This window comes from Methanolobus sp., assembly GCF_016278365.1.
Taxonomy (GTDB): Archaea; Halobacteriota; Methanosarcinia; order Methanosarcinales; family Methanosarcinaceae; genus Methanolobus.
In genome coordinates, this window is sequence record NZ_JADQBZ010000006.1 from 78,642 (window position 1) to 98,801 (window position 20,160).

A 20,160-nucleotide genomic window follows, 5' to 3' on the forward strand; every position below is an offset into this window, starting at 1 on the left:
TGATTTATCGGGGTTATATGCATGGATATTGAAAAGATCAAAAAGATTCTCGACCAGGAACCGGAAGAAGCTGTTGCGGAAATGCTTGAGGATGTGGAAGAGCGCTATGGTGAGATTCCCTATATCATCAACTTCATGAAAGATATGCCAAGCTTATTCATTTCAAGGATGATCTATGAGAACAGTGTCATGCGCCAGATGGATTTCATAGATCCCAAAACAGTTGAGCTGATAAGCATAGCAGTAGCTTCTGCACTCCGGTGCGAGTATTGTCTCAGGACACATGTAAGAGTTGCCAAACGTCTGGGAATCTCAAAAGAAGAGATGTTCAGTGCCACGCTCATAGCAGCCACCATTTCCAGCGCGGCTGTACTTGCAGAAGGTACACGCTCCCTGGATTCCCAGCTTAACAACATCAAGACTGAAATGGCAGACAGGGATGGTAATTGTTCTGTCTGCAGTATCGTTTCCCAGCTTCCTGAAGAAGAATAACCTCTTCGATACCGGAAGCTTCAATATAGGGGTGTTCCGCTTATAAGGACACCTGCTATATAACCTAAAATGACTCCGCCGTTGAGGAACGGAAGCCCTGCCTGTGGCTTCCCTTTCATTACCAGCATACTCAGGGCTATGAATCCTATTATGGTTCCAACCATTGCTGCAATTGCAGGAATTGTGATGAAACCGGCTATAAGCTCTATTCCATATTTCTCTACAAGGAATACGTTTGCAGATACGACCAGTATTGTCGGCATGATCGCATCCCCCAAGCCCATAAAGAAAGCCTCTCTTTTCTGACCTTCATCTTTTTTGAACGAGTCTTCGATGAATGAATACTTTATATGTTTTGGTATGACGAAAAGTATGGGTAATCTCAGGTCCATAACCCCTTCCGCAAGGTCGATCATATGTTTTGTCTTATAGACGGCGATTGCATCGTATATCGCCAGTAGTGCCAGCAATACCACTACAGGCAGTATCGAAAGGGATATGCCGAATATGGCACTTGCTCCGGCACCTATTATGAGCCCGATGATATTAATGACATACCACTCGGGGAACTTATAGAGCAGGATAGTGAGAGCAGCTGCGACAGTAATGGAAATGGCATTGTTTGCCAGGGGGGATATATTTGTAATTGAGAGCAGGGCAAAGAATACATAATACATTGTGGAGCCCACAGCCAGCAGGATTGTCAGCTGGATGATCCATTTCATATTCCTTTTGATAGCCATCAGCAGGACAAAGGTGAAGGCAAGTACGAAGATAATATAGAATATGCTGTTTGCGGTCGAATCCGGATTTTCGAAAGCTCTCATGTCATTAGCTGCCATGGGTGCTGCAAGCAGTAAAGCTACTATCTGTACCACCAATATTATACCTGCCATTGCAAGCATGGGAACGTATTCCTGAATGCTCTTGTTTTCTGAACTCAATGTCGTAACTCCCGTTATTAATTAATAAATACAAATGTTTATATTTCTATTGAATATGTTAGATGTATATGCACTATTTAATGCTATGCCACTCTTTATTAAAAACAAATAATATAAATACAAGGGATGCGCATATAACGCAAGAGGGAACGCAATGGAAAGCCGGGATATAATATTCTCTATAGTAATGGTAGTATCTGCATTTGTTCTTACCTATGAATGGCTTGGAAGATTCCAGTACAGCCCTGCAAATGCTTTAATCGTGCTTTCTGCCATGGTAATGGTGGGAGCCTTAGCCGCAATGATCCTTTCTGTGGATATGCGTCTGAGAAAGATAGATAACATGCTGGAAGCAAAGGAACGCTCGCTCAGGATAAATATCCAGAGTGTTGAAGGCAATCTCGATAAGAGAGTTGGTGAAGTGCTTGTCAGGATGGATGATGTCATGAATTCTCTGGACAGGACCCGTTACAGATAAATATAGACACCAACTTAAAACTATTTTCTACCTGTCCTAAATACAAATCCGAAAACCATATATACGTCGAATGACGTATTAAGATTCGATAGTTTTCCATTCTAACATAGAGGTGCGTATATGCGCATTAATTTAGAGCCGGTAGGTATTATAAAGAAAGCTGGGAAATGTTCTGAGGTTCTGATATACTCTGAATTTGAGCAACTGATAAAGAATATCGTATCAAAAATGGGTAAGAACGAAGACACAGGGCGCAATCTCCTTATAATACACAAAAATAAGGTTAATAACGATATTCATCAGGTACAGATTACAAAAACAAATCTTATCGATTGGGCGGGAAACATCCTAAGAGTGGGGAAGATAGACGCTAATGATGATTCCGTGATCGATGTCAGGCTAGAGTGAGTAATTTCTGGTCTGGGAGCAAATGTATTGGGTGGGTAATTTATGGGTGTTGATCTAGGGGACCTCTTGCAGAAGAAGACGGTAGGAATACCTGACCTTTCATCAAAAATAATTGCTATAGACGCCTATAACACCCTTTATCAGTTCCTCAGTATTATACGCCAGAGGGATGGCACTCCTTTGAAGGATTCAAAGGGCAATATCACCTCTCATCTCTCGGGCCTCCTTTACAGGATGTCAAGCCTTATGGAAGCAGGCATAAAACCTGTATTTGTGTTTGATGGTAAGCCTCCGGAGATGAAGTCCCGGACAATCGAGAAGCGTGTGGAAGCTCGTGAGAGTGCAAAAGTAAAATGGACGCAGGCACAGGAGGCCGGACTTGCTGAAGAGGCGTATAAGTATGCTCAGGCTTCTTCAAGAATCGATGCGACAATTGTCGAAGATTCCAGGAAATTACTGACTGCAATGGGTATCCCATTTGTGGATGCTCCATCTGAAGGTGAAGCCCAGGCAGCCTATATGGTAACCAAAGGAGATGCTCATTACGCAGGTTCGCAAGACTATGATTCTTTGCTTTTCGGTGCACCTCGTGTTGTCAGGAACCTGACAGTATCCGGGAAGAGGAAAATGCCAAAAAAGAATCTCTATGTTGATGTGAATCCAGAGGTTATGGAACTGGAAGGAATTCTTGCCGGGCTTGGTGTGACCCGAGAGCAGCTGATAGATATTGCACTCTGTGTGGGCACGGATTACAATGAGGGGCTTACGAACATAGGTCCAAAGAAGGCTCTCAAACTTGTTAAGGAGCATGGAAGCATCGAGAAGGTCCTTGCTTCAACGGGAAGTGAGATTCCTGACCTGGATAGTATAAAGGATTTTTTTATGAACCCTCCGGTTACAAAGGATTACGGGCTTAACTGGAAAAAACCAAAAACAGAATATGTACTGGAATTATTATGTGATGAGCATGACTTTTCCCGTGAGAGGGTCAGCAAAGCTTTAGAAAAACTGGAGTCGTCTTCCGGCAAAGGCCAGAAGACACTTGACAACTGGTTCTGAACTTTATTGAGTCTATCAGGATTTCCTCACCAGCAGGGAAGTACCTGTCATTTCCTCTGGCTTGCTGATGCCAAGGAGTTCCAGCATGGAAGGTGCTATATCAGCGAGCTTTCCGAGTTTGAGTGTGATACCTTCACCACCGTTTACAAGTATGCATCTCACAGGGTTGGAAGTATGTGCGGTGTGAGATTCTCCTGTAACATAGTCTATCATCTTCTCAGCATTGCCGTGGTCTGCTGTGATAAAGGCGGTTCCTCCGATGTCTACCAGCACGTCGATGACTTTACCAACACACTCATCTACAGCCTCTACTCCCCTTACCGTAACATCGAAAGTACCTGAGTGACCTACCATATCCATGTTGGCGAAATTGAGGATGATCACATCATATTTCCCGGATCTGATTCTTTTTACAAGTTCTTCGGTAACTTCATAGGCGCTCATCTCCGGCTTGAGGTCGTAGGTCGCTATCCGGGGAGAAGGTATAAGACATCTCTCCTCTCCTTCGTTATGTTTTTCCACGCCACCGTTGAAGAAGAATGTCACATGGGCATATTTCTCAGTCTCAGCAATCCTAAGCTGTTTTAAGTTCGCCCTGCTAAGTACCTCTCCAAGGGTGTTCTCTATATTCTCCGGCGGGAAGGCAATAGGAGCATCAAGTGTCTCGTCATACTCGGTCATACATACAAAGAACACATGAGGATGCGCCTTCCTTTCAAACCCTTCAAAGTTCTCATTCACGAATGCATATGTCAGCTGGCGTGCCCTGTCCGGCCTGAAGTTGAAGAACACCAGCGAATCCCCATCCTTCACAGTTGCTACAGGCGTACCCTGCTCATCGGTTATTACCGTGGGTTTGACGAACTCGTCATTCTCGCCTCTTTCATAAGCAAGTTCTATGGCAGATATGGGGTCCCTTGCGATAATACCTTCTCCCACTGTGAGTGCATCGTAAGCAAGCTGCGTTCGCTGCCAGCGTTTATCACGGTCCATTGCATAGTACCTGCCCATTACCGTGGCTACCTTGCTAAATCCGATGGAGCGGCAGAACTCCTCGTGGCCTTTCATATCTTCCAGGGCAGCTCTGGGTGGCACGTCTCTGCCGTCAAGGAAAGCGTGGATATATACATTCTCAAGCCCTTCTTTTTTTGCCAGCTCGATCAGGGCTCTCATATGATACATGTGGCTGTGTACACCACCGTAGGAGAACAACCCCATTATGTGAAGCGAGGAACTGTTCTTTTTAACATTATCGATAGCCTGAAGAAGTACTGGATTCGTGAAAAAATCCCTGTCCTCTATGGACTTGTTGATTCTGGTAAAATCCTGGTAAATAATCCTTCCTGCACCGATATTCAGATGCCCGACCTCTGAATTTCCCATCTGTCCCATGGGCAGGCCGACAGACTCTCCCGCAGCCTCCAGAAGACATGAAGGATATCTGTCTATAAGGCCGTCAAGTACCGGTGTCCTGGCGGCAAGCACTGCGTTTCCTATTGTTTCCTGTGTATAACCCCATCCGTCAAGTATCATGAGCAAAAGGGGTTTTCTGACTTGAGACATGTAAGTAAAATAGTCCTGAAGGTTCATAAATGCGTTGTTTTCTGCAAGGTGGAACAAAACGAGTCATGTAACCAATATGAATGCATTGCGTTTCGCTCATCTGCAAACCATAAGACATAAATAAATCGTAAAGAGAAGATTTAAGAATCATCTTCTCTTGTTACGATCAGGATGATTTGATATGCGACAGCAGCAAATTAAACTGCAGTAAAAGGTTGCTTTCCAGAAAGAGTATGTCCTCTCTGTTCCTGTCCCTGCCTGTGGCTTTGAGGACCGTGAACTCAAGATCCTTTTCGGCTTCCGTACGAACCAGGGCGAACGGATCTGTGGAATAACTCTTTTTTCCCACTATTGTCCTGTTCAGAAAAAAGGGGTCAAGATAATTGTTAACCCACAGGCCGAGTTCCTCCCTGTATCGTGTGGAAAGCGGCATATTCTCAATCCGGGTCAATGCTTGCTTTCTGTTCTGTTCATAGTACGCAATCCATTCGGTATTAATACCCCCTTGGCATTCTATCCTGACTGGAGCTCAAAACTACCCAATGAGATTTTGTTTTCTCAATATTTATTGCTTTGTACTAATATTTATAATTATCTAATTATTAAACTAATGTTATCGTTATTTATTTATCTATCTATCAGCCACTTTTAATGAGCTGAGAATTTTCTTTTCAGTCTGAGCGGGAAGTCCGGTTGAAATATTCCCGATACCATCAGGTAGTTCGAATTAATGAAGGGGTTAGAATATGCCAGAAACAATCAAGAAATCAGAAGATGAGTGGAAACAGATACTTTCCAAGGACGAGTATCTGGTTTTGAGACAAAAAGGCACTGAACCAGCATTTACGGGCAAGTACTACAATTCCAAGGAAAAGGGCACTTATCTCTGTGCTGCATGCAAACAGGAACTTTTCAGTTCGGAATCAAAGTATGACTCCGGTACGGGATGGCCAAGTTTCACAAGACCTATTTCTGAGGACCGCATTGTCCGGCATGAAGACAACAGCTATTTTATGAAAAGGATAGAAGTGCTGTGCAGCAGGTGTGGAAGCCATCTGGGCCATGTATTCGACGACGGTCCTGCACCCACAGGAGAGCGGTTCTGCATGAATTCCATATCCCTTGACTTCAACAAAGATAATTGAATGAATATTTAAATTAGATCATGTAATTAACGAGGCCATCTAATAATGGCCTCTAAGTGTGTTTAAAACAGATGCCATTAACTTTTATCTTACATTTACGGTCATGGTCATATCAGGAATGTCTGCGATGCTGAATGTGTATGTCCCGCCGCTCTCAAAGACGTGGTGGAATGTGTTTCCATATTTCATCTCCTGATCATCGAAGAGCCCGTCGTCACTTATAAGGGTGTATACTTTCTGCTTGTTGTTATTTCTCCAAGTGACCGTGTCTCCCCTGTTTATCTCCTGTTCGAGGGGTACGAAGCCATAATACTCCATACTTGCCATATATTTCGCTGATTCAACAGCTGACATCGGTACTTCGTCGGCTTCCTGTTCCTCTGAAGATGCCTGAGTCTGTCCTTCTGTCATATCATCTGCCTCTGCCTGTTCGTCCGCGCACCCGGATCCCATCACAAGTGCGATCAATATAATGAACAATAACCATTTACTTTTCATGAGTGCCACCTATCATTTCAATATTGCTATCTTACTAATGATACTATAGTATCTCAATTTCATGGTGATGTCTCTGATTAATAAAAGTATTGCCTGTTGAGTGCGGGTTTTATATTAATGGTTATGACTATTTATCACAGTTGTTTAAATAATATGTAAAACTGTAACCGGAAAAACTTAAAAACAATGTTCTAAATCTAAGGTCATGGATATCTCATTGTTAGTTCTTCTTTACCTTCTGGCTGTGAACATTGTTGCCTTTCACCTGATGGGCAAAGACAAGAAAAAAGCCAAAAAACGTGGCAGCAGGATACCGGAGAAGACTCTCTTCCTATGGGCTATCATTGGCGGAAGCATCGGATCGATTGCCGGAATGCAGCACTTCCGCCATAAGACACGTCACATGTCATTTAAGTTTGGGATGCCTCTAATACTGTTATTGCAGATATATTTCTTCGGAAGGCTCATCCTCGGCCTGATACTATGATTATGTCTGAAGAAAGCGGCTGGCTCAGAAGCCCAGCTTTTCCATTTCCCTGAGTACGTCCGGTGATACATCCGTGAAGTTCTGGATGCCTCCGGTCCATGCCGCTATCATCATCGCGTCCTTGATCTCCTCGGCGGTCGCCCCGAACTTCTTGAGCCTCTGGAGTATTTTGACGGCACTCTCGGTTTTGAGGTTAGAGCACGCGATGGCAAACACAAGCAGATGCTTATCCTTTTTTGAAAGGCCGTTCTCCCTGTCTGCCCACACCGCACCATAAAATCCGGCAAGTCCTTCACCAAAAGCCTCATCCATCTGTTTTGCATAACGGACCGACCTTGGCTGGAACCCCTTCACATCATTTACCTGTACATCATCCTGCATTATTGTCACCTGTCTATTTTGCCTATAATCTCATCTATGCTTATAGTTCATTGACATCATTTATTGATATCTCATTACCAATCATAATTTAACAGGAAACAATTTAATGTTTTCTTAACATACCCTGATTATGAAAAACAGCATTGAATGGGATATCGATGTCAGTATTCTCACAAACCGTTTCATCATGCTTGAAGTTGTGAGGGCCCTGGCTATTGCTTTTTTGTTCACGGGTATGATCGTATCCATAATTTTGCTTCCTTCATTGATGGATGGCTCCATCCTTACTGATGGCACCAATACTTCTGGATTCGGGTATTTCCTTTTCATGGTCTTTCTGCTTTTCCTGCTGACAGGAGTCTTCATTTTCATCTACTATGGGAACAGGTACATGCTATCATACTCTGTAGATGAGAAAGGTGTCAGGACATTAACCCGGAAAGCACAGAGGTCCCGGAACCACGTGGCTAATGTCCTGTTGATCGTCATGGGACTACTGAGCCGCAATCCCACTGCCGCAGGTGCAGGCATGATGGCGGAGGGCAGGCAGGATCAGGTTCTCCGGTGGAATAATGTCCGCAAGGTCATGCTCCATCCAAAACATCATACTATCGTGCTCAGGGGTGGATATGGTGTGAAGAGTATCATCTTTTGCACACATGACATGTACGGGCCTGTATCTGCCTTTGTGGCGTCTCACTGCAAGGCCGTAGCTGTCGCATATAAATGATGGGTTCCAACAGAATGACTCAATATCGAATCTGTAAACTATATATTTTCATTTCCTGTCTAAGGTATATCTATAATTAAGGAAATACATTCGTTGAAATGGATTCCACAGACCTACTGAATGCCCTGCAAAAAGAAGCCCGGAAAATATCGAACGAGGATATCTGCCTGGCAAGAGCTGCAGTTGTTGAAAGCGTGCAGGACTTGCCCGGGAAGTACAGGAAAGCCTATTCCTCTGATTATTTTACCTACCTGTATGAGGCTTTCCAGGAGCTCAGGACCTGCAAAACAGCAGATAAGGCCGAGCCTGTGGACGACGAAGGTCACAGGGACCTGCTTGCAAGGATAAGCCAGCAGAAAGGCGGAAATAACCCCCGGCAAAGAGCATTCCTCCGTTTTGTGGCCGTGGTCATTCCTTATCTTGCGTTTGTTGCAAAACGGACGATACATCCTCCAGGGATGATCTTCCCCGGCGGACTGATGATCACATCTCAGGGAGACGAGTATTATTGTCCTGTCAAGAACAAGCAGTCGGGTGTTGAACTGGCCTTGTGTGACTTTTGCAAGTGCAGGGATAGCGAGGAACTTGAAGGGAAAGTGTAGGAATACCGGATAACCAGATACTATCTTTCCTGCTGGATGATTCCGGCATGCTCTCCCAATATTCTCTTCAGGTTCGCCTCCGGAATACCCACAAAGCTGCACAGACCACTGCCAGCAAGACTATGGCGATGCCAGACGCAGGAATGCTGCGTCCATCTTCCAATTCTAAGTCATCAGTCGCACTGGTAACAGTTGTGTTATTATTTTCTGATTGATTTTTGCTATCTGTAGTAACTGGAGTTTCTTCCAGACTGGAATTAAGTATGACCTGCTCAGTTTCTCCTGTGTTTTCTATTGTGTTCATCTTTTTACTGTCAGTAGTGCCAGTATTGACACTTCCATAACTTTCCATGTCAGAATCACCCGAATCATTGACGAGATCCTGTTGAGTCCCAATCGCTTCCAGTGGATCTTCTACCGAGCCCTCGATTGCCTCTTCTGGTACTTGCCCGGCAAGAGTGAACATGTAGATATCACAATGATCCATTCCATGGCGTCCATCTGACCATACAATTCTATTCTCATAAATTGCAGGTTGGCCTCTCCATTCTGATTCTGTTATTGAGGAATGGTCTGCCCAGTCAGTGATCTGAAATTCTTTTTCGGTAGACATGTTGTACATGTAGATCTCACGGTATCCATCCACCCAGACAATCTTGCTCCCGTATATTGCAGGCTCTCTTTGATCAGACTCATCTGTTGTGATCTGGGTCTCTTCTTCGGTAGATATATCATACATGTAGATATCCCAGTTACCGTTCCTGTAATCCTGCCATACGATCTTATCTCCATGAATGGCAGGATTCATCTGGTCTGCTTCTTCTGTGGTGATCTGCCGCTCCTCTGCGGCCGATATATCATACAGGTAAATATCCCACATCCCGGAAGTATTAGTTCCGTTATAATTTCGGTCATCCTGCCACCCTATTGTATTGCCATGGATTGAGGGATTTGTCTGGTTTGACGGATGAGTTGTTATCTGCCGCTCCTCCTCAGTGGATATGTCGTACATGTAGATGTCCGAGTTCCAATTCCGTTCGTCCTGCCACACAATTATGTCATCGTAGATCACTGGGGCGGAGAACGAATATGTCTCAATTAATAACAAGTCCTCTTCTGAAGAGATGTTATAAGCGTAAATGCCACAAGTCACTTTCTCTCCCGTTATGTCCTGGCGCCAGTCGTTCCACACTAATCTGTCTTCACAGATTGCCGGATACTCTGAGGTCATGGTATGGCCCGGTGTTACGATCAGCTCTTCCCCTGAAGATACATTATATAGGTATATCTCAGCAGGGGAAAAAGCGCGTCTGTTATCCCACGTTATCCAATCTCCATAAATTGCCGGATTGTATGAATCAATTGAATTTGAAACGCGTGTCTCCACTCCCTCAGCCCTCTGTGCTAAAACATTATTTGCGCCACCAATAATAAAAAGAGATATCACTAAACCAATCGCTATCCTTTGTATAGCTCCCACTTACAACAACCCCTGAATATCAAACCTGAAGTCAAGTACAATGATACTAACTATCTATTGGGATTTATTGCAATTGAAACAATGTTTCTTAATTGGAATCCAGACTGCAGGATTATCAAGAATATGACAGGGCACAGCCAGATGAGAATGAAAGGTAGATCAAGGTGGCGGGAAGCTTGAAATTGAGGTCTGAATGTGTAGTTTTTAGGTGAGTGGCGGTGCTTTTTGTTACAGGTGATAGCCCTTTGGATCTATTTTTCTTTCATTTCATTAATTTCTACATGTTCAGCTGTTATGGTCACAACTATATTTTCGTCACTAGTTGATCTATATATTTTTGCGTGTTCTTTCCCCAGCTTGTGTATTCGATCGTACCCGCCATATTCGTTCACAGTATGGATATCACTATCTTCCGACAGCTTATCCCAGTTTATTATTATGCTGGGATATTTAACAAATTCTTTTAACATGTTTAAAAATCCGGATGTCGTGATCACTATCTCTTTTTCTTTGTAAAAGTGTTCAATTCCTTTAATTATACCATCTGTGCGATCTTTGATAAAGCCATCTGCCTGCAATTTATCGAGTTTTACAAGTGTTTCATCAGGCAACCTGAAACTCGTAGTTTTCCCTTGTTCTGTCATAGTTAAATAAACCTGTAGTCAGATATTTAACTATTTGTTTAAACCGATGTTGAAATATAATAACCTACAAATAGCAAAGGAAAGTTGATTAAAAAGAAGCTTGATGATTTTTGATTTTATTTAGATGTAGAAACTTTACTCTGTCTTCAGAAGTTGTCGTATTTGCTGGTTTAAACTATAATAGGTAAACCTTGAACTCCTGTAAGAAACAACCGCTCCACTTTCCTTCATAATAGATAAATGATGGGAAACAAGATTTTGCTTTTCTTGCAACATATAGACCAATGCATTGACACAATAGTCCTGCTTTAGAAGATGATAAGCAATCTTAAGCCTTATCGGATTGCTTAATACTTTAAATGTTTCGCATAACCTGTTAATTTCATTTTCATCGATGTTCATCTCGCTTTCTAAATCGTGCTCCCAATCTTCTTTTATGTTTGAATCCGTTGGACAACATTTCATGATATTGAATGAGAAGACAGAATGATATAAATTTTATGATATCAGGATATCTTGATACCAAACTTGTGATATTATATTTGGAAACTACGTATTGTAAATTGAGAGTATCCAGTTCATATCAAAGAGGTACTGGTAGATTGGAAGGAGGCATCCATGATTGAAACTGTACTTGTGCCGGTCGATTTTACAATAGAGAGCAAGGAACTGCTTGCCTGTGTAGGGGAATTAAAAAATGCCGGGCTTAAGAAGGTGATATTACTGCATGTTGTGGACATCTATCAGGCTCAGGGTCTGGCCCCGATGTTCGAGGAGAATGCAAAAAAGAGAATCGTCGAATACAGACAATTGCTGGATGAGATAAGTATGGATGCAAGCACGCTCGTTATCCATGGCGATGTTAAAAAGACGATCGTACGGGTCGCAGATGAGGAGAATGTGGATTGCATAGTAATGGGTGCGACGACTTCAGGCCTGGTAAGGGGCCGTCTCATAGGAAGGACGACCGAGTACATATCCCGTAGCTCGGGGAAGATAGTGCTGATTGAGAAATATGACACTCTCAGGGAAAGCGAAGAAGAGTCTTATGTAAAAGCCTGTTCTGCTAAATTCTCAAAAGTGATGCTTCCTGTAGATATGTCGGAGAACTCACGTACACTGTTGGATGAGGTCAGTGGTCTGGTAGATATAATTGATGAACTTGTTGTTGTTCATGTACTCGAGGATGTAAAAAGTGAAGAGTTTGAGATAACTAAAGAACAAAGTCTGAACTCCCTATCCAAACTTGGAAGTAAGTTTAAGGGTGATCTTGAAGTCAGTTATTATGTGATTGAAGGTAAGCCTGCAGAAGTGATTGATAGTTTTGCAGAAGAGTTGGGCATCACTCTCATAGCAATCACAAATCGTGGAATAGGATCCCTTAAGGATATCCTGCTTGGAGGCACGGCTGAGAGTCTGCTTAGAAAAACAAGGAAGCCAGTGTTGCTTGTTCCCGTAAAAAATAGGTGAAATTATGGAGGAAGAAAGAGAGCTTGACTTTTTTAGTAAATACCTGTCCATATGGGTCGCTATCTGTATAGTACTGGGCACTGCAATTGGGTATCTGTTCCCGGGATTCGCTCAGTCTCTCAGCAGGATAGAGGTGGCTAATGTCTCCATCCCGGTAGCACTCGTGCTGCTGGTGATGATGTACCCGATCATGCTGAAGATCAACTTTGAAGAGGTACTTAATGTAAAGAAGAATTCTAAGCCTCTTACCCTGACAGTTATTATTAACTGGGCCATCAAGCCCTTTACCATGGCTTTCATTGCCTGGCTGTTCATGAGAGTCATTTTTTCCGACCTCATATCGCCCTCACTTCAGGAAGAATACATTGCAGGCATGATCCTGCTCGGGCTCGCCCCATGTACGGCCATGGTGCTTGTGTGGACCTACCTTGCCAGGGGCAATATCAATTATGCGCTGGTGCAGGTTTCCGTGAACGATCTAATAATCCTGGTGCTGTTCGCACCCCTGGGAGCACTGCTTGTAGGAGTGACCACGGATTTCCCGGTGCCTGTAATGACGGTCTTCTTTTCGGTGCTGTTCTATGTGGCAATACCCCTGTCCCTCGCGGTCATCACAAGACATGCGGCCATAAAAAGAAAAGGCGTTTCCTGGCTTGAGAGCAACCTCATCAGGAAGATCGAATGGGTAACACCTGCAGGTCTGCTTATTACGCTTGTCCTGATCTTCATCTTTCAGGGAGATAAGATAATTAACTACCCGCTGCACATCCTGCTCATAGCTATACCCCTGATAATTCAGACATACCTTATATTCTATATAGGCTACTTCGGAGCCCGGAAATTGAAGATACCATATCAGGAAGCTGCACCTTCCACATTCATCGGTGCCAGCAACTTCTTTGAGCTGGCTGTGGCAGTGGCTCTTATACTGTTCGGTATAGATTCCGGAGCGACGCTGGCAACTGTGGTAGGTGTGCTGGTTGAAGTGCCGGTGATGTTGCATCTGGTAAGCATCATGAAGAGAAATAAAGCCAAATTCCAGTTTGGAGTAGAAATTTAGACTCAATTATCAGTTACCTTAAGTTATGAAATCTTGTCAGATGAAAACAAAGACTCTGCTCCATTAAATTAGATTTAAAATAGTGATAAGATGCATTATGATTTAGGAATTGATGCCGGAGGAACCTACACTGATGCCTTTATTATAAATGGGGCCGGATGAAGTTATCGTTGATGCTAAAAAATTTCCGACTTACCCGGGCATACAATAAGGAATTAAAAACATATTAGATTCACTGGACAGTAACTATCTGAAAGATGTTAATCTGGTTTCAGTATCCACTGCCCTCTCAACAAACGCCCTCCTTGAGAATACAGGCAGGTCAGTAGGATTGATATTAGTAGGGGGAACACCCGGCAGACAAAGATTATCCTGTTGATCGTGTAACTTTTATTTCGGGTGGTCATGATACAAACGGGGAAGAAGAATATCCTTTGGATACCGAGGCTGTGCAAAGGTATGTAGAGGCATTTAAGCCATGGGTATCGGCTTATGCAATGTCTGCACATTTTGGTACGCGCAACCTCGAGCACGAACTTAAAGTAAAGAGCATAATGCTGTACGTTATCCACGATGCTTCCATTTCAACTAATTTTGAAACAGAAACATTTAAGTACTTTATTTCAAATATAATTGAAATACATGACCCAAGATTATCTCCTACATCTAATGAACGTCGGTTTGCAATCCGTCCAGGAGTACCTGGCCTTGCACGTACTGTTATGCCTGATTCCCGCATTCTTCCTTGCCGGAGCCATTGCATCACTCTTCTCCAAGGAATCTGTGCTGAAATACTTCGGTGCTGATGCACCAAAATACATTTCTTACTCGGTGGCGGCCGTATCCGGCTGTCTGCTTGCGGTGTGCAGTTGTACTGTGCTTCCTCTGTTTGCGGGTATCTTCAAAAGAGGTGCCGGAATCGGGCCAGCCACCACGTTCCTGTTCTCAGCACCTGCCATCAATATTCTGGCTATTGTCTATACAGCAAAGATCCTGGGATATGATATTGGAGTCGCCAGGGCAATAGCAGCGATTCTGCTATCGGTAGTGATTGGACTGACAATGGCACTGCTATATGAAAGAAATAAAGAGGAACATAGAGGGATCAAGACATTCAATGGAGAGGAGCATTCCCACACGGCCTATATTTTCCTGCTGCTACTGGCAATACTTGTGATCCCTGAGATCATACAATCCTGGACCTACCTGGCCCTTATAGAAATTCCGCTCATAGCCGTGACAGTTTATCTGTCGTTCAAATGGTACACCAAAGAAGAAAGGGCAAGCTGGATGCAGGAAACCTGGTTCCTTGTGAAGATGATAGCTCCTCTGCTGCTCATAGGCGTTTTCTTCGCAGGTATCATCGTAGAGCTCCTTCCTTCCGAAGTAGTGGTAAAATACGTAGGTGGTGGCAATTTCATGTCGTACTTCATCGCCTCTGTAGCTGCTGCGTTAATGTATTTCTCCACGCTTACAGAAGTTCCTATAATCAGTGCTCTTACTATCCTCGGAATGGCTAAAGGCCCCGCTCTTTCTATGCTCCTCGCCGGTCCGGCACTGAGTCTTCCCAGCATGATAGTGATCAGCAGGGTCATGGGCATTAAAAAGGGACTTTCATACATTGTGCTGGTCGTAATCATGGCAATGGTCTCAGGATTCGTATTCGACTATTATATGCTGTAAGTGAAAAAAGGTGTAAAGGATGAAGTTATTGATCGTTTCAGACATCCACGGAAACAAAGAAGCTCTTGACGCTGTTATGGCTGTGCCCCATGATGATGTCATCTGCCTCGGTGACCTTGTGGATTATGGGCCGTCACCTGGTGAATGTATCGACCTGCTCAGAGAGCAGGATATACCAACAATCAGGGGAAACCATGATAATTCAGTAGCTTTTGGAATGGAATGCGGCTGTGGTCACGAGTACAAGCACCTTTCCATCGCAACGCGAAAATACACAAGAGATATTTTAAATGATAAACATATAGACTTCCTTCGCAAACTTCCTATGAATTATGAAAGGATAGAGAACGGGGTAAAACTATATTTTACCCATGGCAGCCCCCTGTCCTTTTATGATTACGTAAGACCGGATACTCCGGAAGAAACAGTAAAGGAGTATATAAGAGAAGTTGATGCAGATTTCCTATTCATAGGCCATTCCCATCTTCCCTTCACGCGGAAAGTAGGGGATGTTACCTTGATAAACCCAGGTTCTGTGGGTCAGCCCAGAGACGGGGATATCCGTGCAAGCTGCGCGGTTTTTGATACCGATACATTACAGGCCGAGTTCATCAGAGTTGGATATGATATGGAAGCAGTTTTCGACAAGATCAGGAAGAATATGCTTCATGCGGACGAACTGATCTCAATATTAAAAAAAGGGAAATAAAGTTAAATTCACTTCCCATATGATAATTGTATAAGCAAAGGTGATATGATGAAAATAGAAATTCTTGGAACAGGTTGTGCAAAGTGCAAGAAGACAAAGGAAATAGTTGAGCAGGCAGTAGCTGAACTTGGTGTCGATGCTGAAGTGGTTAAAGTTGAGGACATAAATGCTGCACTGGATTATGGAGTGATGATCACGCCTGCTGTTGTGATCGATGGTGATGTAAAGATCGCAGGGAAGGTTCCGACGATAGAGAAAGTAAAGGAATGGTTATCATAAGTATCAGAACAACGGAGGATATATCGTGGCAGAAGAACTAAAAATGACGCAAGGAGCAAAATGTGCATGTGAAGCGGCAATCATTGGATTATATGCATGTGCAGGTGGCTCCAATGTAGGACAGATGGCAAACAAAGTTGCAGTTGAGCTTACTAAACAGGGAAGAGGCAAGATCATGTGTACTGCCGGTATCGGAGGCGATGTTCCTGGCATTATAAAAAGTACCGAAGGGACAGATGAGATAGTTGCTATCGATGGTTGTCCTCTGGTCTGTGCTAAAAAGTCACTGGAACGTGCAGGCTTCACAGTAGATAAGAGCATAGTGATAACCGAACTTGGCATGAAAAAGGGTGGAAGTCTGGATCTGCAGGAAAGTGGTGTAAATGAGATCATGGCCAAAGTAGGGGATGCATTGACTAGTTGAGAACAGACCGAACAACGTAATCCAATAACAAAGGTGAATTTCGTGGCTGATGACTGCTATCAGCCCCTGCCCACTGGCAACCACCAACAGCTGCAGGAGATCCGATCATTATCCCCTCAGTGTTTGCAATTGCAACAGCATTACCGGTAATATTCTTCTCAATGCTTCTGGTGTACTCGGTCTCCAGGGTAGGTGAGTTTGTGAACAAGCTTCATTTGATTGAGAAAAAGATACGGCTCGTAGCGCACTGATCTTTATGTTTGCAGACTGGGGAAAGAAATATTCCTACGCATAACTCTTTGGAACGATTCTCTTCACCCTGTGTGGATATTGCTTACTAGGTCGATGATATGTCCGAACCACTGCTTATATTCGTAAGGGGCGTAATCTTTAGGCAGCATTGTTTAATCAAAATTAGTAGTCCTGCGCGGATTCGAACCACGGTCTTCGGCTCCAAAGGCCGAAAGGATTGACCACTACCCTACAGGACTACGTTGATTAGCACAATAAATGCATAATGGTACTTATTTGTTATGCAAAACTATGCTCACTTTGCGATTATCAGGGTAAGAAGATCCTTGTCTCGCAGGACATGGTCAAGACCTGCTCTCTGGCCGGGGTGCTTTGCAGACTTACCCCATATAAGTGCGTACCTGAACTTTCTTCTGAAATCGCGATGTAGTCGGTCACAGATGTCTCCGATCGTTGTACCGCTACGGACGATGAGCGGCTCCTCCAGGTCTGCAGGCCCTCCCTGTGGTTTCAGGTATATTCTTATGAAATCCAGAGCATCGTAGATGACATCCCTTACTTCCTGCAGGTTCTTTTCCTTATCTGCGGATATGTAGGTAGCATCAGGAAATTCTCTCTTGCATTTCTTCAGTACGTATTCATCCGCCATATCCACTTTATTGACCACAGCTATAGCCGGGACATAAACTCTGTTACCCATGATTATATCAATGAGCTGGTCTACGTTGATACTCTCTCTCACCAGAACGTGGGCATTATGTATCTTATATTCACCAAGGATGGTCTTTATGAGCTCATCAGGCATTTCCAGGTCAACGGTGCTGCTGATGGTCACACCTCCACGGTCCTGTCTCTTGATGACTACGTCCGGATGTTTCTGGTTGAGGCGTATGCCGGCATCGTAAAGCTCCTGGGTGAGCACCTGATAGTGTTGGGGATGGAATACATCCATCAGGAACAACACAAGGTCGCAGTTCCTTACCACCGCAATAACTTCCTTGCCTCTTCCTCGCCCGCTTGCGGCACCTTTTACAAGCCCCGGCACGTCCAGTATCTGGATTGTTGCGTTCTTGTATTCAAGCACACCCGGGATGACATCAAGTGTAGTGAACTCATAGGCGCCCACCTGTGAATTGGCTCCGGTGAGCTTGTTCAGCAGGGTGGATTTACCAACCGAGGGGAAACCTACAAGGGTAACGGTAGCGTCGCCTGACTTCCTGACAGAGTATCCTTCTCCTCCGGATTTGCTGGACGCCTTCTTGATTACCTCGTCGCGCAGACGGGCAAGTTTGGCCTTAAGCCTTCCGATATGAAAGGAAGTAGCCTTGTTATATGGCGTTTTTCTGATTTCTTCCTCTACTGATATTATTTCTTCGTTTATGCTCATTTGCACCTACAATACCGTGCTAAACTAAAAAAGATTTCCCGATAAATCCCAATTATCCCTTCAAATCGTTATATTTCAGACGAGGATATGATCTCACCGGTTCTCTCATAAGTACGTAACCCTGCAGGAAGTTTCTCTGAGAACTCATTTGAACTCAACACTGATAGGAATGATTTGATTTCCCCGGCTTCCAGCACATCTTTGCGTATCACAAAATCGAATTCGTCCTCTGTCACTGAAAGAAAAGCAAGTCCTGCTTCTTCTGCCGCAGCCTTCAGGCCGAACCCCACATCAGCTCTTCCGCTCTTTACTGCATCGCATACGGAACGATGTGTCTTTGATCCGGAGTTGTAGCCTTCAATGGTTTTTGTAAGTTCAGCTCTGGAAATGCCCTTTTGTGCCGCAAGCCTCCCTATCTCCCTTTCCAGTATAGCCCTTGTCCCTGATCCCCGATTCCTGTTTATCATACGCAGGCCGGGCAGATCTTCAAGTCCCGCTACCTTGATTCCCGGGCGGAAGATGAGCCCGAGTTCGCGTCTGTATCCTTTGACAAGCACAACCCCCGAAAGTCTCATTTTCATAATGACCGGCAGATTATACACTCCTTCTGCATCAGGCATGTTGACGCCGGCAATATCAGTGGTGCCCCCTGCAATTGCGGTGAACCCTGCGCTGGATCCCATGTTTAGGGTCCTGATCACTTTTCCGGTCATGTCCTCGAGTAGATCCACACCAAGGCACTGCCCGCCAACAAACATAAGATCCGGGCTTCTGGCATTACCGAACATGGTAACCTCTACAGGGCTACCTGCTTCGATGTACTCGGTCTGCGCCTTTATCTCGATAGTGCCATCTGCATCCGCCAGGGTTGTAATAGCTCCTGATGTCTTATCCGCAGGATACACCCTGCCACGTACTAATCCAACAGGGAACAGTTCCTCACGACCGCCGGAGCGAATACCGGTTCCCATTACCGCTGATACCTTTGCTTTAAAGGACGGCGCAACCCCAAGCGAATTATAGATGATGGGCGCCACGAACTCATTGAATATGCTGAGTGCAGACGTAGGGTTTCCTGGCAATCCGATAGTGGGAACCCCATTGATCATTCCGATGACGACCGGTTTGCCAGGTTTGATGGCAATGCCGTGAGTTAGTGTTTCTCCTTTATCCTCTATTATCCTGTACATGATATCGCCGATACCAGCTGAAGTACTGCCAGAGGTCAGGACAATGTTACACTCATTTATCGCCCTGTCAAGTGCTTCTTCCATCAATTTACTTTCATCCGGGACAATGCCGTACATCCTGGGTATTGCACCGCACTCTTCTACATTTGCGGCTATGGCGTAGGAATTTGCATCAAATATCTTTCCTGGTTTCAACTCTTTTCCCGGTTCTATAAGCTCGTCACCTGTTGAAATAATGCCCACGAGAAGCTTTTTTACAGGAACTTCCATTTTGCCAATGGATGCCAGCACTCCTATCTCCCTTGAACCGATGCGGGTATTCTTCCTGAGCACACGCTCCCCTCTCATTATATCCGAGCCTGCACGCATGATATTCTCGGCAATGTGCACCGGCTGATAAATATAAACAGTATCTTCTGTCTGTTTCGTCTGCTCCACCATTATGACCGCATCAGCACCTTCCGGGATGGGTGCACCTGTTGAAATCTCTATGGTTTCCCCGTCATTAACAAAGAACCTGTCAGCACATCCTGCAGGTATGGATGCCGTCAGTCTGAGAGCGACAGGTTCCGGCTCTGTTGCCTTGTAAGTGTCCTTGGCGCGCAGGGCGTAACCATCCTTCACAGAACGGTTAAATGCAGGCACATCAACACCTGAGGGAACATCCTCCGCCAGGATACGCCCGGTAGCATTGCCGATATGTACATACTCGGTTCCTGGAAGTACTTTTATCCGGCTTACCAGTTTTCTTGCATCTTCCACAGGGGTTAGCTCTCTGAATTCCTTACGTTCCAT

General features: G+C 44.4%; 26 protein-coding genes, 1 tRNA gene and 1 pseudogene. 16 read left to right on the forward strand and 12 right to left on the reverse strand.

Going from position 1 to position 20,160, the window contains the following annotated elements; all coding sequences use genetic code 11:
- The first annotated feature begins 21 nt into the window (after window positions 1-21).
- Complete coding sequence (locus QZZ22_RS06990; protein ID WP_292463696.1) at window positions 22-492, forward strand: carboxymuconolactone decarboxylase family protein; 471 nt, start codon at window positions 22-24, stop codon at window positions 490-492.
- Window positions 493-512: 20 nt separating this feature from the next.
- On the opposite strand, the gene QZZ22_RS06995 is transcribed toward QZZ22_RS06990, so the two are convergent.
- Window positions 513-1,436, reverse strand: a complete 924-nt coding sequence (locus QZZ22_RS06995) for a presenilin family intramembrane aspartyl protease PSH (protein ID WP_292463697.1) — start codon at window positions 1,434-1,436, stop codon at window positions 513-515.
- A gap of 154 nt (window positions 1,437-1,590) precedes the next feature.
- On the opposite strand from QZZ22_RS06995, the gene QZZ22_RS07000 reads away from it, so the two are divergent.
- From QZZ22_RS07000 to fen, 3 genes are all read left to right on the forward strand, one after another.
- Window positions 1,591-1,914 (forward strand): hypothetical protein, encoded by a 324-nt coding sequence (locus tag QZZ22_RS07000; RefSeq protein WP_292463698.1) that lies wholly within the window; start codon window positions 1,591-1,593, stop codon window positions 1,912-1,914.
- 120 nt (window positions 1,915-2,034) lie between these two features.
- Window positions 2,035-2,322: a hypothetical protein gene (locus QZZ22_RS07005; protein WP_292463699.1), complete on the forward strand. Its 288-nt coding sequence runs from the start codon at window positions 2,035-2,037 to the stop codon at window positions 2,320-2,322.
- A 42-nt stretch (window positions 2,323-2,364) separates the two neighbouring features.
- Complete coding sequence (gene fen, locus QZZ22_RS07010) at window positions 2,365-3,381, forward strand: flap endonuclease-1 (protein WP_292463700.1); 1,017 nt, start codon at window positions 2,365-2,367, stop codon at window positions 3,379-3,381.
- Between the two features lie 15 nt (window positions 3,382-3,396).
- Here the strand turns inward: fen and gpmI are convergent, their stop codons facing one another.
- Window positions 3,397-4,944 (reverse strand): 2,3-bisphosphoglycerate-independent phosphoglycerate mutase, encoded by a 1,548-nt coding sequence (gpmI, locus tag QZZ22_RS07015; protein WP_292463701.1) that lies wholly within the window; start codon window positions 4,942-4,944, stop codon window positions 3,397-3,399.
- A gap of 166 nt (window positions 4,945-5,110) precedes the next feature.
- Window positions 5,111-5,377, reverse strand: a complete 267-nt coding sequence (locus QZZ22_RS07020) for a hypothetical protein (RefSeq protein ID WP_292463702.1) — start codon at window positions 5,375-5,377, stop codon at window positions 5,111-5,113.
- 313 nt (window positions 5,378-5,690) lie between these two features.
- On the opposite strand from QZZ22_RS07020, the gene msrB reads away from it, so the two are divergent.
- Window positions 5,691-6,089 carry a peptide-methionine (R)-S-oxide reductase MsrB gene (gene msrB / locus QZZ22_RS07025; RefSeq protein WP_292463703.1) on the forward strand — a complete coding sequence of 133 codons (399 nt, stop codon included), beginning with the start codon at window positions 5,691-5,693 and terminating at the stop codon, window positions 6,087-6,089.
- An 84-nt stretch (window positions 6,090-6,173) separates the two neighbouring features.
- Here msrB and QZZ22_RS07030 read toward each other — a convergent pair whose 3' ends face one another.
- The gene (locus QZZ22_RS07030; protein ID WP_292463704.1) at window positions 6,174-6,587 is read right to left on the reverse strand and encodes a hypothetical protein; all 414 of its coding nucleotides are present in this window, start codon (window positions 6,585-6,587) and stop codon (window positions 6,174-6,176) included.
- Window positions 6,588-6,792: 205 nt separating this feature from the next.
- Here QZZ22_RS07030 and QZZ22_RS07035 point away from each other — a divergent pair, with 205 nt between their 5' ends.
- Window positions 6,793-7,074, forward strand: coding sequence for a DUF1294 domain-containing protein (locus tag QZZ22_RS07035; RefSeq protein WP_292463705.1), 282 nt, complete (start codon window positions 6,793-6,795; stop codon window positions 7,072-7,074).
- Window positions 7,075-7,098: 24 nt separating this feature from the next.
- Here QZZ22_RS07035 and QZZ22_RS07040 read toward each other — a convergent pair whose 3' ends face one another.
- Window positions 7,099-7,455 carry a carboxymuconolactone decarboxylase family protein gene (locus tag QZZ22_RS07040; protein WP_292463706.1) on the reverse strand — a complete coding sequence of 119 codons (357 nt, stop codon included), beginning with the start codon at window positions 7,453-7,455 and terminating at the stop codon, window positions 7,099-7,101.
- A 130-nt stretch (window positions 7,456-7,585) separates the two neighbouring features.
- Between QZZ22_RS07040 and QZZ22_RS07045 the strand changes: the two genes are divergently transcribed.
- Both QZZ22_RS07045 and QZZ22_RS07050 read left to right on the forward strand, forming a co-directional pair.
- A complete protein-coding gene (locus QZZ22_RS07045; RefSeq protein ID WP_292463707.1) occupies window positions 7,586-8,185 on the forward strand; it encodes a hypothetical protein in 600 nt (199 codons plus the stop codon).
- A 98-nt stretch (window positions 8,186-8,283) separates the two neighbouring features.
- Window positions 8,284-8,787, forward strand: a complete 504-nt coding sequence (locus QZZ22_RS07050) for a DUF2115 domain-containing protein (protein ID WP_292463708.1) — start codon at window positions 8,284-8,286, stop codon at window positions 8,785-8,787.
- Window positions 8,788-8,854: 67 nt separating this feature from the next.
- Here QZZ22_RS07050 and QZZ22_RS07055 read toward each other — a convergent pair whose 3' ends face one another.
- The 3 genes from QZZ22_RS07055 to QZZ22_RS07065 all read right to left on the reverse strand — a co-directional run bounded on the left by QZZ22_RS07055 (window position 8,855) and on the right by QZZ22_RS07065 (window position 11,376).
- Entirely contained in the window at window positions 8,855-10,267 is a 1,413-nt protein-coding gene (locus QZZ22_RS07055) for a hypothetical protein (protein WP_292463709.1), read from the reverse strand.
- Between the two features lie 251 nt (window positions 10,268-10,518).
- On the reverse strand, window positions 10,519-10,911 hold the full coding sequence (locus QZZ22_RS07060; RefSeq protein WP_292463710.1) for a hypothetical protein: 393 nt from the start codon (window positions 10,909-10,911) through the stop codon (window positions 10,519-10,521).
- A 135-nt stretch (window positions 10,912-11,046) separates the two neighbouring features.
- Entirely contained in the window at window positions 11,047-11,376 is a 330-nt protein-coding gene (locus QZZ22_RS07065) for a metalloregulator ArsR/SmtB family transcription factor (protein ID WP_292463711.1), read from the reverse strand.
- Between the two features lie 153 nt (window positions 11,377-11,529).
- Between QZZ22_RS07065 and QZZ22_RS07070 the strand changes: the two genes are divergently transcribed.
- The 8 genes and pseudogenes from QZZ22_RS07070 to QZZ22_RS07105 all read left to right on the forward strand — a co-directional run bounded on the left by QZZ22_RS07070 (window position 11,530) and on the right by QZZ22_RS07105 (window position 16,536).
- Window positions 11,530-12,381, forward strand: coding sequence for a universal stress protein (locus QZZ22_RS07070; protein WP_292463712.1), 852 nt, complete (start codon window positions 11,530-11,532; stop codon window positions 12,379-12,381).
- Window positions 12,382-12,385: 4 nt separating this feature from the next.
- Window positions 12,386-13,441 (forward strand): ACR3 family arsenite efflux transporter, encoded by a 1,056-nt coding sequence (arsB, locus tag QZZ22_RS07075; RefSeq protein ID WP_292463713.1) that lies wholly within the window; start codon window positions 12,386-12,388, stop codon window positions 13,439-13,441.
- A gap of 265 nt (window positions 13,442-13,706) precedes the next feature.
- Window positions 13,707-13,820 carry a hypothetical protein gene (locus QZZ22_RS07080; protein WP_292463798.1) on the forward strand — a complete coding sequence of 38 codons (114 nt, stop codon included), beginning with the start codon at window positions 13,707-13,709 and terminating at the stop codon, window positions 13,818-13,820.
- A gap of 13 nt (window positions 13,821-13,833) precedes the next feature.
- Window positions 13,834-13,944: pseudogene (locus QZZ22_RS07085) on the forward strand (hypothetical protein); the annotation flags it as partial.
- A gap of 166 nt (window positions 13,945-14,110) precedes the next feature.
- The gene (locus QZZ22_RS07090; RefSeq protein ID WP_342765089.1) at window positions 14,111-15,124 is read left to right on the forward strand and encodes a permease; all 1,014 of its coding nucleotides are present in this window, start codon (window positions 14,111-14,113) and stop codon (window positions 15,122-15,124) included.
- A 19-nt stretch (window positions 15,125-15,143) separates the two neighbouring features.
- On the forward strand, window positions 15,144-15,833 hold the full coding sequence (locus QZZ22_RS07095; protein WP_292463716.1) for a metallophosphoesterase family protein: 690 nt from the start codon (window positions 15,144-15,146) through the stop codon (window positions 15,831-15,833).
- A gap of 48 nt (window positions 15,834-15,881) precedes the next feature.
- Window positions 15,882-16,112: a thioredoxin family protein gene (locus QZZ22_RS07100; RefSeq protein ID WP_292463718.1), complete on the forward strand. Its 231-nt coding sequence runs from the start codon at window positions 15,882-15,884 to the stop codon at window positions 16,110-16,112.
- Window positions 16,113-16,155: 43 nt separating this feature from the next.
- Window positions 16,156-16,536 carry a putative zinc-binding protein gene (locus QZZ22_RS07105; protein ID WP_292463799.1) on the forward strand — a complete coding sequence of 127 codons (381 nt, stop codon included), beginning with the start codon at window positions 16,156-16,158 and terminating at the stop codon, window positions 16,534-16,536.
- Here the strand turns inward: QZZ22_RS07105 and QZZ22_RS07110 are convergent.
- The 4 genes from QZZ22_RS07110 to QZZ22_RS07125 form a co-directional block, all read right to left on the reverse strand.
- A complete protein-coding gene (locus QZZ22_RS07110; RefSeq protein ID WP_292463719.1) occupies window positions 16,529-16,744 on the reverse strand; it encodes a hypothetical protein in 216 nt (71 codons plus the stop codon). The two genes, QZZ22_RS07105 and QZZ22_RS07110, sit on opposite strands and share 8 nt — an antisense overlap.
- Window positions 16,745-16,954: 210 nt before the next feature.
- Window positions 16,955-17,027 (reverse strand) — tRNA-Gln (locus QZZ22_RS07115).
- A gap of 56 nt (window positions 17,028-17,083) precedes the next feature.
- On the reverse strand, window positions 17,084-18,175 hold the full coding sequence (locus QZZ22_RS07120) for a GTP-binding protein (RefSeq protein ID WP_292463720.1): 1,092 nt from the start codon (window positions 18,173-18,175) through the stop codon (window positions 17,084-17,086).
- Between the two features lie 68 nt (window positions 18,176-18,243).
- The gene (locus QZZ22_RS07125; protein ID WP_292463721.1) at window positions 18,244-20,160 is read right to left on the reverse strand and encodes a molybdopterin biosynthesis protein; all 1,917 of its coding nucleotides are present in this window, start codon (window positions 20,158-20,160) and stop codon (window positions 18,244-18,246) included.